A 13,336-nucleotide genomic window follows, 5' to 3' on the forward strand; every position below is an offset into this window, starting at 1 on the left:
CGCCGCCGGCAGGGCCCGAGGCCTGGGCGGCGCGCCGGGCGACCGTGACGTCGAGGGCTTCGCGGTCGTCGACGATCAGCGAGGGGACAGCCGCCCCGGGCGCGGGCTGTGGCCGCCGGTGGCGCCGGTGGCGCCGGGTCAGTCGATGTCGTAGCCATGATGTCCCGGCGGGGCCGACATCGCCGACAGGACTGCGCTCCTGCCCCCTCGGGAAAGCCCGTGGATCACCGGGCAGAACCGCGCGCCGACCGCGGGCTCACCTGAGCATGCCGCGCGACCCAGTTCCTACTCAGTACACGGCAGAACTTGGTGTCGGCGGAGCCCGGGGTGGCCGTGGCCGGAGCATGAACCGGTAGCGCGTCACCTCGTCGGCGCTCGGCCGGCACACCCCCCATCACGCGACGTCTCTCGTTCGGCGAAGGAATCGATGCCCGGACTTCGATGAGAGACATTACCGTGACAGGGCGCGCTGGATCGCTGACGCAGATCCGCGGAATGTACATAACGTACCGCCACCACTACAGCCGAGATACCTGCTGCGCGAACCTCGGCACCCCGCGATCAACATGTTGTCCTCTTGCTGCCATCTTCCTCGCCGGTCCGCCACCAGCATTCAGTCTCCTCCATACTTGCGAGAAGTGCGATAAGTCCAGAAATCCGACCTGGATCATCTGCACTATTCCAGTAGCTATCGGAGAAGAGGACCCCTGTGCCAGACGGCGGGACGAGCGAGCGACGGGCCGCGGTAATTGGCGGTGGTATAGCTGGACCTGCGATTGCCATCGCGCTGAAGAACGTCGGCATCGAGTCGACCGTCTACGAGGCCGAGCCGGCACCCCGCGCCGACGGTGGATTCTTCACTCTTGCTCCGAACGGGCAGCACGTACTGGCCGAGCTGGGCCTTCTGGAAGAGACAACCGCACGCGGAGAGTACTGCAGCGGAATCACCTTCCTTGACCAGAAGGGAGACGAGGGCGGCACGATACCGGACCCGCGGATTCTGATCGAGCGGGCGGCCCTGCACGATCTGCTGCACGTGCACCTCGCCAAGCTGGGTATCCCGGTCGAGTTCGGCAAGGCTGTCACGGCAGTCCGGACGGAAGCAGAAACCGCGGTCGCCGAGTTCGCCGACGGCAGCACCGCGACCGCCGACCTGATGATCGCATGCGACGGCATACACTCCGCCGTCCGCCGCAGCCTGTTCCCCGATTTTCCGGCACCCACCTACATAGGCCTGGTGCACTCCTCGGGATTCTCCACCGGCGGCGGTTTCGAGAAGATAGCACCCGAGGCCCTGTACATCGCAAATGGCCAGTTCACCAGTATGGGCTATCTGCGCAACTCGGACGGCGACGTGCTCTGGTGGGACGTGCGCGCCTGGCCGGGCGAACCACCCCGCGCCGAGGTCGCCGCCATCTCCGACCGGGAGTGGTTGGCCCAGCAGGTCGAACTTCACCAGTCGGACGCACCACTGATGAGTCAGATCCTCGAGGCAACCCGCGGACCTGTGTCCAGGTTCCTGAACTTCAAACTCGACGATCTTCCTCTGTGGCACTCTGGTCGAGTCTGCCTGGCCGGAGACGCGGCGCACGCGATTTCGCCCCATGCGGGCCAGGGGCTGTCGATGGCCCTGGAGGACTCAGTGGCCATAGCCCGCTGTCTCCAGGATTCGCCGGACATCCCGGCCGCGTTCGCGCAGTTCCAGCTGGCCCGCCAGGAGCGAGTCCGCGAAGTAGGCGGCCTTGGCCGCATGAACGACGAAAGAATTCTCAAGGCGAACGGATCCGAGATCACCGGCGGGCAGGGATCGAAGCCGCCGGCAGAGGTGCTCGAGGCCTTCAAGAAGGTCCAGGCACACCGGATCTGATCGGCGGGCGTCGACGGCGTGATCGGTCGCCGGCGAGGGTGCTGTCTCCCAGCAGCAGTGCAGTCCCCCTGCTCCTGCGTCAACCGGCTGCCGCGGGATCAGGGGTGTCGCCGTGGGGCGCGTCAATCAGGCGGGCGGACCTGCGTCGCCGTGGTACGGTCCGGCCAGACCGGTCATGGACGAATGTCGCTGCCCGAGCGATGTCGTCACCGGTCATGGCCGGCCGGCGGTCTTCATCGCCGGGGTTGGGTGGCCATCATGGCGGCAGGCCAGCTGATTCTTTTTCTCGATCGTGCCGATTTCACGCGTTCCGATGAAGGCACCTCCGGAGCGCCGTGCGGATAGCGATGCTCGCGCCGGTCGCGTGGCGAACTCCGCCCCGCCACTACGGCCCCTGGGAGCAGGTCGCCAGCACCATCACGGAGGGCCTCCTCGGGCACGGGGTGGACGTGACGTTGTTCGCGACGCTGGATTCGGTGACGGGTGGCGAGCTCGACGGCGTGTGCCCACACGGCTACGCCGAGGACCCGTCCCTCGACGGTCGGGTGTGGGAGGCACTCCACGTGGCCCACGCGCTGGCGCGCTCCAGCGAGTTCGACCTCGTGCACAACCATCTCGACTGGCTGCCCCTCGCGTTCGCGCCGAGCTTCCAGGCCCCCATGGTCACGACGATCCACGGTTTCTCCGATCCGCGGATCGTCCCGGCCTACGCGCGGGCGGCCTCGACCTATGTGTCGATCTCGGACGCCGATCGCAGCCCCGCGCTGGACTACGCCGCGACCGTTCACCACGGCGTCGACCTGGACGGTCTTCCGTTCTCGGCAGCGGGTGGTGATGATCTGGTCGTGCTCGGCCGGATCCACCCCGACAAGGGCACCGCGGTCGCCGTCGACATCGCCCGCCGGGCGGGGCGGCGCCTGGTGATCTGCGGAATCGTCCAGGACGAACGGTACTTCGCCGAGCAGGTCCTGCCGCACGTCGACGGGGACCGGGTCCGCTACCTCGGCTCGGTGGGACCGACCCGGCGGGCCGAGGTCCTGGGATCAGCCGCGGCGCTGCTGCATCCGATCGCGTTCGACGAGCCGTTCGGGCTGGCCGTCGTCGAGGCCATGGCCTGCGGCACGCCGGTCATCACCTACCCGCGCGGAGCGATGCCGGAGGTGGTCGACGAGGGGGTAACCGGCTTCCTGGTGGACGGGCCGGTGGCCGCGGCGGCCGCGGTGGACCGCGCCGCGACCCTTGACCGCGCCGCCTGCCAGGCCATGGCGCGGGTGAGGTTCTCCACCGCGCGCATGGTCGCCGACTATCTCGCCGTCTACACCGCCGTTCTCACCGGCCCTTCCTCCTGATCTCGCCGTCGCCCCCACGGGCGGGTCACCCGGTGGGAACCATGCGTGTGAGGAGCCGGTCGACGGGCACGCTGGCCATCCCGATCCGGGTGTCGCCGATGCCGTACGGCAGCCACAGCAGACCGTCGTGGATCAGGCTTCCGCAGGAGTAGACGACGTTGGGGACATAGCCCTCGGTCTCCTGCCCAAGCGGGGCGAGCAGCGGTTCGGGCAGCGCCGCGACCACCCTTCCCGGGTCGTCGAGATCAAGCAGGATCGCGCCGATGGTGTACGTCCGCATCGGCCCGACGCCGTGGGTGAGCGTGAGCCAGCCGGCCGCCGTCTCGATCGGGGATCCGCAGTTGCCCACCTGGAGCAGCTCGAAGGCGGCCCGCGGCCCGTGAAGCGGCCGCGCTGGCTCCCAGACCTGCCCATCGCCGGAGGCCGTCAGTCCGGTCGACTCGCCGTCGGAGCGGCAGAGCGCGAGGTGACGGCCACCCACCAGTCGCGGGAACAGCGCCATGCCCTTGTTCCGAGCGGCCGGGCCGGCGAGCGGTGCGGTGGTAAAGACCCGCAGGTCGGGGCTGGTGAGCAGGCGCGGGGAGATGTCCGTGCCGTCGAAGGCGGTGTAGGTGGCCCGGTAGTCCGCGGTCCCGTCCGGTGCGGTGAACCGGACGAATCGCGCGTCCTCCATGCCGTTGCTCTCGCTGCTGACGGTGGGCCACAGCACCCGTTGCGGCAGGGTGCTGTCGGACGGGAACGCGACCCGCCGCAACGATCCGGCGATCGAGCGGATCCCGGCGAGGATCCCGGGCGCCTGGGGGCGTCGGAGGAGGTCGGGGGGCACCTCGGCGAAGGCACGGGAGAGATCGGGATCGGGTTCGCTCCCGGGCCGCCGTGGGTCCAGGCTCTGCAGGACCGCACGGGTGACCTCGTCGTCGAGCCCGTGTTCGGTGAGCACGGCGCGCAGCCGGGCGGCCTCCCACTCGACGGGTACGGCGACGCCGGTGGTGAGGGGTCCGGTCCGCGGCTCCAGGCGCACCGCCGGGCCCGGGCCGATCACCGCGGCGGCGAAGCCGATCGAGGAGAGATGGCCCTCCCCGACGGCGCGCAGGCTCAACGCCAGGCGCAGTGCACCGGACGGCAGCCCGGCCTGGTCGGGGTGCTTCACCGCCGAGGGGTTGGTGACGGCCGCGCCCTCCACCGCGTACTCGGCGGTGAAGCACGCGCCGAGCAGCAGACTGCGCGCCGGGGAGAGCTCCGCGGGTATCGGCACCCGCGGCACCACCACCGCGGCGTGCCGCGCGAGGATGCCCCGGTAGTCCTGGTGGCGCGGTTCGAACCGGTCGAGGAGGCCAGCGACCAGGCTGTCGACCTCCCGCTCGGGCAGGGCGAGGGCACGGGCCACGATGCCGGCGGCCCGGGAGTGTGGCTGGCTGCCCTCCTCACCGGGGAGGAAGAGCTTCGCGATAACCCGGTCGCTGCTCGGGGCGAGCCCCAGCGGATGCCGCGTGACCAGGTCGTTCTGGGCCGATCCGGCCGCTGCGGCCCGGGTGTTCCTGGTCAAGGCATCAGTGCCAGGAGGCGGCGGGCGTGCTGGCTCGTGGAGAGCAGCGCAAGCGTCGATTCGGCGCCCTGGTTGAGGTTACGGCCGCCGGCCTCGAGCCCGTCGTAACAGCCGCCGGTGTCGGGGTTGAGTAACGCCGTCGAACTGTCGTTGTCCCCGAGGAACCACCCGTGGGCGCGGCCGAGGCCGGCCAGCCATCTTTTCCGCCCGGTCGCCGCGTGGGCGCGGGCGCAGGCGTCCGCGATCGCCGCGGCCTCGATGGGCTGCTGGTCGAAACCGGGCCCGGGATCTCCCCCCCGCCGGCGACCGCCGACCGGGGTCGGTGACAGGTTCCCGTCCCGGGTCTCCACCTGGAGCAGCCACGCCAACAGCCGCAGACCGTCCGCGAGCACCGCCTTGTCGGGCAGACACATGCCGGCGAGGATCAGCGCCTCCGGGACGGCCCCGTTGGCGTAGCGCAGGGTGGGCTCCGGCCACGGCCAGCCCGGGTCGGCACCGACCGGTCCGATCACCTCGACGGCGGCGGTGAGCAGCGCGTGCGCCGGCTCGTCATCCGGATGGGCGAGCAGCACCTCGCCGGCACCGAGCGCCGCGAACGTCATGGCCCGCGGCCAGGGCGAGCGGCCCCCCGCGCTGGCGAGGAAGCCAGCCCGCGCCGAGGCCCGCAACCGCCGCGTCGGCGCGGACGCGGCCGCGGTACCCAGCCCCCACAGCGCCCGGCCCCAGCAGTCACCGAGGCCGGGATCATCCCGCCACCGCCCGTCGCTGTCCCGCCGGTTGCGGACGGCGCCGTCCACCCCCTGCGCGGCCAGCACGAAGGTGAGGTAGCGCTCCAGCAGTCTCACCAGGTCCACCCCGGGCGACGGCTCGCGGGCAAGGACGACCAGCCCGCGCGCGACGTCGTCCACGCAGTAGCCGTGCTCCCGGCGTGGCACCGAACCGAGGGCGTGCTCGAACAGTCCGATGTCGTCGGTGAGCCGGAACAGGTGGTCGAACGAGACCGCGGAGCTCACCGGGCCACCGGCATCGGCGCGGGCACGGGCGCGGGCGCGGGCACGGGCACCGTCGACGGCCGGCTCCCGGTGCGGGCGACCAGTCCGGCGGCCAGCTGCCGGTAGCGGCCGGCGACCGCCGGCCACAGCAGGTCGGGTGCCTGGACGGCCGCGGCACTGGCCAGGCCGGCGCTCACCGCCTTGTCGGTCGTTATGCGACGCACCGCGGCGGCGATGGCGGCCGGGTCCCGGTGCGGCACGAGCAGTCCGCTGCCGTCGCCGAGCAGCTCGACCGCATGCGGAAACCGGGTCGCGACGATCGGCCGCAGCGCGGCGACCGCCTCGATGAGGACGCCGGAGGTCACCTGGTCCACCGAGTCGTACGGCAGCAGGACGACATCGGCCCGCCGCACGAGCTCCGCGAGGGACACCGGGTCCAGGTAGCGGTCGTCGAAACTCACCGAGTCGGTCAGGCCCAGGTCACGGATCTGGGTGACCAGCCCCTCCCGGTAGGCCTCGCCCTCCCGGGCAAGGACCTTCGGATGGGTCTGACCCGCGATGACGTAGTGCGGTGCGGGATCGAGGTCGGCGAGGTCCGCCATCGCGGCGATGCCCCACTCGATGCCCTTCCCGGGCCCGATCAGGCCCCAGGTGAGGATGGTCGGCCCGCCGCTGTGCCCCGCCGGCGCCCGGCGGTTGTCCGCCGCGCCGTGCGGGATGACCACCACCCGTCGTGGATGGACCTGGAAACCCTCGACGAGCCGGACCCTCGCGGTCTCGGTCATCACGACCACCGCGTCCGCCGACGCGACCACGGACTCCAGGACCTGCCGCTGGTGCGGCGTCGGTTCCACCAGGACGGTGTGCAGGACGACGATCACCGGAACGTCGAGAGCCTCGAGCACCGCGAGCACCTCGTCGCCGTCCGGTCCTCCGTACACGCCGTACTCGTGCTGCACCACGACGACGTCAAAGCCGTTCAGGAGCTGTGCCGCCGCCCGCGGACCGCCCGGCGTGCCGGCGACGAGATCCCCGACCAGAACCGGCTGGCCCGTCGGCCCGGATCGACCCGGTGGGCGCGCCAGCGGTGCGGCCGGCCCGGCCGGCCCGGCTGTGGCACCGGCTCGGTCGGTGGCGTCCAGGAGACGCACCACCCCACTGCACGCACCGGGCACCGGGCTGTTCAGCTCATCGAGCAGGGCGGCAGTGAAGGTCGCGAGACCGCACTGGGTGGGCGGATACGTGCTGAGAAAGCCATAACGCAGGGGCACGAGCTGATTCCTCCCAGGCTTGAGCCGTGTGGAGGAGTGCCGGCCGCCAGCGGGGCCCACAACGAACACGATGATCGGGTTATGACCCGGGCACCCGTCGCGCCGGAGGTTGACACTCAACCTTGTCGAGTGTTAGCCCACTTATAGTCTTCGGGAATATCGAAAGCAAACCGGGGGACCATCCGGCACCGCTCGCTGCCGGGTCCGGGCAATTTTGGCGGCCCGCTGCCCGCCACCCGCCACCCTGGCCGGGGCCTTTCACCCGATCGGCGTGCCACAGCGTGTGCGCGGCCGCCCGTGGTCGCCGCCGGGCCCCGCCAGTCAAGGAGACCAGTGATGACCACACCCTCGGCGCCCTACTCCCGCACCCTCGACCCCGCAGAGATCCATGAGGCCCTGCTCCCGGACGGACACTGGCACCTCCTGCGCGAACCCCGGTTCGAGAACGTCGAGATCGGCGAGCAGGTGATCCCGTGCCTGCGGGCACTCCTCGAGAACAGGGCCGGAGAGATGCTTGTCCCGATCGACCAGATCCGCGGGTGGATGGTCCAGAGGCCCGACCCGCGATGAGCGACGCTCGGGCGACGGAGACCCAGGACGCGCCGCGTGCCACCATCGAGGAGATACCCGCCATGACTGACACCCGGTGGGCTACCGCCCCCACGACAGCGCTGTGGTTGTCCTGTGCGACTCCGAACAGGCCGCACGCAGGCACGCCGTGGACGGCGCGACAGCGGTCGTCCACCGAGGCGGGCGATGGGTCGGGCTCCCCGCCGAGCCACCTGGGCCCCCCGACCATGACTGACGAGCGCGCGGCGAGGCACCTGCCGGGCCGGAGCAGCACCACCAGCGTCAGGCGGACGAGGTTCTTTGTCGGCTTTTGGCCCGCCTACGCTTCGCGCTGTACATGCCCGTATCAGCCTGATGGAGTAACTGTCCCGCGGAGGTGGATGGCTGCCGCCCGTCGGCGATCGCCAGACCGATACTGATCTGGATCTGCTGAGGGTGACCACCGAGGGTGACGGGCCGGTGCATGCCGACCGCGATACGTTGCGCGCACTGTTCTCCGACAACATGGGGATTGTCGTCGGTACTGGTGCCGGCGAGGAGAACGGCGAACTCGTCGCCGCCGACGCGGGCGGCGAGGTCGTCGTGACGTATCGCGGTGCGGAGGCGGGCCGCGACCGTACGGAGGAGCTCGTCGCCAGCGGAATGACCATACGTGTCATTCACGGTCTTGAAGTGATCGATATCGCAGAACAGCACGACCACGGGCGTTCGGTGTTGGCTGTGCGCGGTCACCGCCTTCTCGAGCTCACGGGTGAACAGGACGCGGTTGGCCAGGCCGGTCAGCCCGTCGTGATAGGCCTGGTACTCAAGCCGCTGGTGCGCACGCTGCACATCGCTGACCAGGCGGCGGTTCTCCGCGATGATGATTATCTGGCGGAGGCTGACCAGCGCGACGAGGCAGATCGCGAGGTAGAGGGGCAGCCCGCGCAACGCACCGTCGCGCAGGGCACTCGCCAGGACGAGCGCCGCGGCGACGCCGAGCGGCAGATAGGGCAGATAGGCGTGCAGCCAGTTGCGCACCTCCCGCCCCGACCAGAGGGATCGCCTGGTTGCGGTGCGGAGGGCAGGAGGCACGCCTGAACGACTGCCCCGCTCAGGCGCGATCATGGCGAGGGCAACCAGCAACGGGGCCAGGGCCGCTCCGAGCCATGTTGGTCCGCTGCCCTCCACTCCGGCCGGATCAAGCAGGCTGAGCTGGACCAGCACCGTTTCTGACGCGGCGAGCACGACGAGGCCGGCGCCGAGCAGGGCGACCGCACGGCCGTTTCTGGGCTGACGAAAGGTCGCCACCAGCACCAGAACCACCACCAGCAGCGCCGAGGTGAGCGTGAAGCTGACTGCGATGACAAACGACGTCCCGCTGATCCCGCTGTGGGTGATGTCCCGCAGCGCGGCGAACCATGCGATCATGAGCATCGACAGGACGATCATCAGGCTGTCCAGAGCGATGACCGCGTGGGAGTACCGCAGCCACCAGCCGCCGGGCGGAGGTGGAGGCGCTCGCGTCGGCACGTCGTCGGCGCGGGCGGGCACACAGATCAGGCCCGCGATCGTGAGCAGCGGAGCGATCAGAAACAGGCTCTCGCCTGCCGTCAGCTGAAGTTGCAGTGGATTGCCGGACGAGTACTGCCGTGTCCATTCGAAAGCACCGGGCAGCGTGGAGAGCGGGCCGGCAGCGACCAGTAATCGCCACCTGCGGTCGACGCCACGGGTGCGCGCGATCCCGATGACCGCGAACACGGTCGATGCCACGCCGCAGACGAACAGAGTCGTTGCCTGGACGACCAGCCGCGGCTGCCCGGAGAGAACCAGCCGGCCCGCCGCCGCCAGGACGAACAGCGCTGTCAACAGCGCCAACAGGATGCCGAAGGTCCGCTCGGTGACGGGCCAGACCCGCACACCGCGCGCACTGCCCGCCGGAGGCTTCCTGCCCATCTGCCTCTCGATGCCGCCGTCTGTCAAGGGCCGGCCTCCTTCGGTCATGTACGCCCACGATGCCTGCTCCGCAGATGGCGCGCATGCCCGACGATCACGCTGCGCGACCGAAGTCGAGCACCGCCCCTCTCCCTGGTGCTGCCCACGCCTCATCCACAGGCGTTCCGGCCCACGGAGCCGACGTCCGCACCCACAATGCTGCTGTGACCGCCCCGGGCCCGCCTGTCGGCCTACCAACCGAGCTGGCCGCTGCGCTCGACGCTACCGCCGATGCCCGCGAGCAATGGGGCCTGCAACCAGAGGAGACACGCCAGCTATACGCGAGGTGGGTCGCGAAGGCTGCCGCCCACCGCACCCGTCAGAAAAGGGCGGAGCGGACGGCGAACTACGCGGCGACGGGTGCCCTGCACCGATCGGTGCAGCGACAGCGAGACCGTGGCATCACCCAGGAAATGATCAGTGCGCTCCGGTTCTCGCTCGTTATCAGCCCCATCATCGGTGTCGCGACACTGCTGGTCGACGGCCACATCAACTGGCCCATCGCGATCATGACGGGCCTTGCAGGCCCGGGTACGGCGGTCCGGGAGGCGTGGCGCCATCCTCGTGCGCCGGTCGCATCCACCATGACGGGCGACGGCACCGGCCGAGACACTGCTCAGGACCCGCATACCCGTCGTTGTCGCGGGCCTGCGCGCGAGAGAGCAGGCAGCGGTAGGCACCGCCAGGCAAACGCGGACAAGAACGAGGATGCCGGCAGCAGGTGAGCTCCAGCCGTGCCTGGTCACACAGGAGGCCCGCCCGAACGGACGACGACCCCACCGCGGCCGCGGCCTTCCCTCACCACGGCCCGACCACCCCGTCGCCGACCTGGACAGGGGAACGGATCAAGCGCCAGTCCGTCCTCGGCGGCCTGATCAACGAATACGAACGAGCCGCCTAAAAACCCCAGGCCACCACCGGTGGCCGAGTTCTGACACCCCACAGGGTCCTGCCTTCCGTGAGGCGTCGTTGCGGGGGAGCGCGGGCCCATGATCGCAACGGCGCCCGGCCGATTTATCAGTCCTCGTCGTCGCTGATGTCGTGCTGAGCCAGATGTACCTGTATCGCCCGTTCAAGGGCGTCGGTGTCGAGGCAGGCCCTCGTTCCCTCGGGCGAGACGACGGCTGCGAGGTGAACAGGCCAGGGGCAGACGGGGCAGACCACCACAACCCTTGCCATGACCGGAGCGGTCACCAGGCGAGGGCCATCCAGGGGTTGCTGCCACCACACCCTCTGGTGCTACCCCGCTGGCAGGCGGTATCCCGGTTCCTGGCGTCTTCGTGCCGATCCGATCCTGCGAGCCAGCCCGGCAGGAGTCCGTCCACAGGTCAGCCCTTCCTCGCCGAGGCTGCGGAACGTCCGCAGCATGCCAACACCGGAAACCCGAAGAAACCGCGGTTCGCTCTGCTCTTGCCCGGCAACTGCCAGTCAACAACACCACCCGTGCGGCCGGCCCGCCGACCGAGCTCCACCCAGGCGCTCAGGAACGACAACCGGACCGCGGCACGCTTCCAGTTCCCCCCTCGCGGGTCCCGCTGTCTGCCGTTGTGTTGCCTGCCGTTGCGTTGCCTGCCGTTGCGTTGCCTGCCGTTGCGTTGCCTGCCGTTGCGTTGACAGACCCGAGCCCCAGCGCGACGACCAGCTCCTCGACCACCCCGTCCGGGAGCGTCGACCTGCCCGGACCCGCCAGCCCCTTCGCGGTTCCCTCCGCCGGATCCTCGCCTACCACCGACATGTCCGGTCTCCTTCCTCCACCGCGGATGCTCCGCCGCATGCCATCGCAACACCCCAGGCATCCGCTGACTCACACAGAGCATCTGACGGGTTGAGCATGCTGCTACCCAGGCCGAAACCGGGACTGCGAAGCTCGACACGCAGGTCTTCGCGCGAGCAGGCCTTCACTTGGCCTCGTCAGCAGCCCCAGGACGCCGGCTACCGCCACCGCGGCTACCGGTACCGGCGAGATGAGCGCTCCGCGCAGCCGGTCCCCCGCCCCGGGCGGACGCGGAATCCTTTGATCAGCGCCTTCAGGGAGTGCGCGGTGGGTCGGCCCGTTCGTTGTCGAGCCGGCCGGCGTGGTCCCGTCCCATGACCTCGTTCGCGAAACTGGCGTTCGTGGAAAGGCGCTCGTCGGGTGCGCTGGCAGCGTCCTCGGTCGCGAGCAGGCCCGGCTGCTCACCGAATCGCAGCGCCGACACCGGATCGCTGGTGTTCACCGCGGCCACGGCCAGCTCCTCCGGCGAGACCGCGGTCGGGTTCACTCCCACCGCCCTGGCGGGCGCGTCGCCGGGGTCAGCGGGGGCACCCGGAGCCGGGGCCTTCGCTCCCGCGAGGAACGATTCGCCGTCTGACGCCCGCCCAGGTCCACGCCGGTCAGCGAGGCGCCTGCCGGCGAACCCCACCCCGGCCCCGACGCTGAGCAGAAGCGCCGACCGGCGGACGCGGCCCTTCCGACGACCCGGGTCAGGCCTGTGCCGGATCTGCGTCTTCATCGAAATCTCCTTGTCACTCCTTCGGTCTGTTCGGAGACCGCGGAGGCAAACCCCGACCGGGGCCTGGACGGACAGAGACCCACACCGCGGAGCGCCCAGTCCGGGAGGCAGGGGGGCGACGTCATGTGCGGCACCACTGCCGGAACCGGGCATCCTGCGCGGAAGGTCCGCGCACAAGTTCGGTCAGCTCAAGCGTCACCTGGGTTGTTCGCGTCGCGTATCCGAATCTGGGCGACAGGCAGCCGGGTGGCTCCGCCCAGTCCGCGTACAGCTCGCGCATCGCCGGATCGGTCAGGAACGACGAACGGATGATTCGGAGGCTTCCTCCCAGTCCCGGGCGAGCAGGTTGCGGGCCTCGTCGAGCACCTCATCCACCGGCACTTCGGCGACGAAGGAGGGGTCGTGAGGACAGCGCCCCCGGGTCTGGCTCGCGCCGCAGTCCGGGCAGGTGGTCTGGAAGGACGTCGCGACACGATGCCGGGCCCGTACCAGCGGAGCAGCGTTCACCACGTTCCCGCACCAGAAGATCCCCACGGTCGGCGTGCCGACAGCCGCGGCGAGGTGCCGTGGCCCGGAGTCGTTCCCGATCATCAGGTCGACTTCGGAGAGGAGGCCGACCAGGCCTGGCAGTGAGAGCCGTCCAGTCAGGTCCCATGGCTGTGAGCGGGCATGGGCGAGCAGCCGCGTGGCCAGGATGCTGTCCTCTCGACCACCGACGACCAGCACGCGCGCCCCCTCGCAGGCCAGCTCGTCGGCGGACGGCGGCGAAACGCTCCACCGGCCACCGCCGCCGCGGATCGCCGGCCCCCGGATGCAGCACTACCAGCGGGCGAGCGTCGCGAGACCCGGTCACCTCATCAGCCGCTTCGCGGTGGTCGGAGGGCAGGACCGACAACGACGGCAGGAGATCGACCGGACCGGCACCGACAAGCCCGACGATCTCCAGGCCGCGCAGCGTCTCATGCTGCAGATGGCGAAAGGGGAGGTACCGGTCCAGCCGGGGCGCGCCGATGTCCCGCCCGCCCACCGTGAACCTTGCGCCCAGGCTGTCCAGCAGGGGCGTCGAACAGGCCCCGCCTCCGTGCAGCTGCACCGCGAGGTCGTAGCCGGCGGCCCGGTGCCGCTGAACGAAGGCCCTGCGCTGCCCGTGTCGCAGCCTCCGGAAAACTGACCCCCTGGGGGGCCGCGAAAGTTGACCCCCTGCTGAGGTAGGAGGGGTGCTGAAGGTGGAGGACTGGGCGGAGATCCGCCGGTTGCATCGGGCTGAGGGTGTAC

11 protein-coding genes are annotated in these 13,336 nt (G+C 70.4%); 5 read left to right on the plus strand and 6 right to left on the minus strand.

Translation table 11 applies throughout. From position 1 onward, the window contains the following. The first annotated feature begins 709 nt into the window (after positions 1-709). Together AB1460_RS13030 and AB1460_RS13035 are read left to right on the plus strand one after the other, a co-directional pair. Positions 710-1,867 carry an FAD-dependent oxidoreductase gene (locus tag AB1460_RS13030; RefSeq protein WP_368961382.1) on the plus strand — a complete coding sequence of 386 codons (1,158 nt, stop codon included), beginning with the start codon at positions 710-712 and terminating at the stop codon, positions 1,865-1,867. Between the two features lie 347 nt (positions 1,868-2,214). Next, positions 2,215-3,216: a glycosyltransferase family 4 protein gene (locus AB1460_RS13035; protein ID WP_368961383.1), complete on the plus strand. Its 1,002-nt coding sequence runs from the start codon at positions 2,215-2,217 to the stop codon at positions 3,214-3,216. A gap of 25 nt (positions 3,217-3,241) precedes the next feature. On the opposite strand, the gene AB1460_RS13040 is transcribed toward AB1460_RS13035, so the two are convergent. From AB1460_RS13040 to AB1460_RS13050, 3 genes are all read right to left on the minus strand, one after another. After that, entirely contained in the window at positions 3,242-4,603 is a 1,362-nt protein-coding gene (locus tag AB1460_RS13040) for a glycoside hydrolase family 130 protein (protein WP_420497264.1), read from the minus strand. A gap of 155 nt (positions 4,604-4,758) precedes the next feature. Further along, on the minus strand, positions 4,759-5,775 hold the full coding sequence (locus AB1460_RS13045) for a glycosyltransferase (protein WP_368961385.1): 1,017 nt from the start codon (positions 5,773-5,775) through the stop codon (positions 4,759-4,761). Further along, positions 5,772-7,025 carry a glycosyltransferase gene (locus AB1460_RS13050; protein ID WP_368961386.1) on the minus strand — a complete coding sequence of 418 codons (1,254 nt, stop codon included), beginning with the start codon at positions 7,023-7,025 and terminating at the stop codon, positions 5,772-5,774. Before AB1460_RS13050 ends, AB1460_RS13045 begins: the two co-directional genes overlap by 4 nt. 336 nt (positions 7,026-7,361) lie before the next feature. Between AB1460_RS13050 and AB1460_RS13055 the strand changes: the two genes are divergently transcribed. Further along, complete coding sequence (locus AB1460_RS13055) at positions 7,362-7,595, plus strand: hypothetical protein (RefSeq protein ID WP_368961388.1); 234 nt, start codon at positions 7,362-7,364, stop codon at positions 7,593-7,595. Between the two features lie 282 nt (positions 7,596-7,877). On the opposite strand, the gene AB1460_RS13060 is transcribed toward AB1460_RS13055, so the two are convergent. Beyond that, complete coding sequence (locus tag AB1460_RS13060; RefSeq protein WP_368961389.1) at positions 7,878-9,530, minus strand: diguanylate cyclase domain-containing protein; 1,653 nt, start codon at positions 9,528-9,530, stop codon at positions 7,878-7,880. Between the two features lie 203 nt (positions 9,531-9,733). Here AB1460_RS13060 and AB1460_RS13065 point away from each other — a divergent pair, with 203 nt between their 5' ends. After that, the gene (locus AB1460_RS13065) at positions 9,734-10,294 is read left to right on the plus strand and encodes a YdeI/OmpD-associated family protein (RefSeq protein ID WP_368961391.1); all 561 of its coding nucleotides are present in this window, start codon (positions 9,734-9,736) and stop codon (positions 10,292-10,294) included. 1,302 nt (positions 10,295-11,596) lie between these two features. On the opposite strand, the gene AB1460_RS13075 is transcribed toward AB1460_RS13065, so the two are convergent. Further along, positions 11,597-12,061: a hypothetical protein gene (locus AB1460_RS13075; RefSeq protein WP_368961392.1), complete on the minus strand. Its 465-nt coding sequence runs from the start codon at positions 12,059-12,061 to the stop codon at positions 11,597-11,599. Between the two features lie 291 nt (positions 12,062-12,352). Beyond that, the gene (locus AB1460_RS13080) at positions 12,353-12,787 is read right to left on the minus strand and encodes a glycosyltransferase family 9 protein (protein ID WP_368961393.1); all 435 of its coding nucleotides are present in this window, start codon (positions 12,785-12,787) and stop codon (positions 12,353-12,355) included. Between the two features lie 85 nt (positions 12,788-12,872). Here AB1460_RS13080 and AB1460_RS13085 point away from each other — a divergent pair, with 85 nt between their 5' ends. After that, positions 12,873-13,232, plus strand: a complete 360-nt coding sequence (locus tag AB1460_RS13085) for a hypothetical protein (RefSeq protein WP_368961395.1) — start codon at positions 12,873-12,875, stop codon at positions 13,230-13,232. The last annotated feature ends 104 nt before the right edge of the window (positions 13,233-13,336 follow it).

The sequence above is a fragment of the Parafrankia sp. FMc2 genome, from assembly GCF_041008525.1.
Classification (GTDB): domain Bacteria; phylum Actinomycetota; class Actinomycetes; order Frankiales; family Frankiaceae; genus Parafrankia.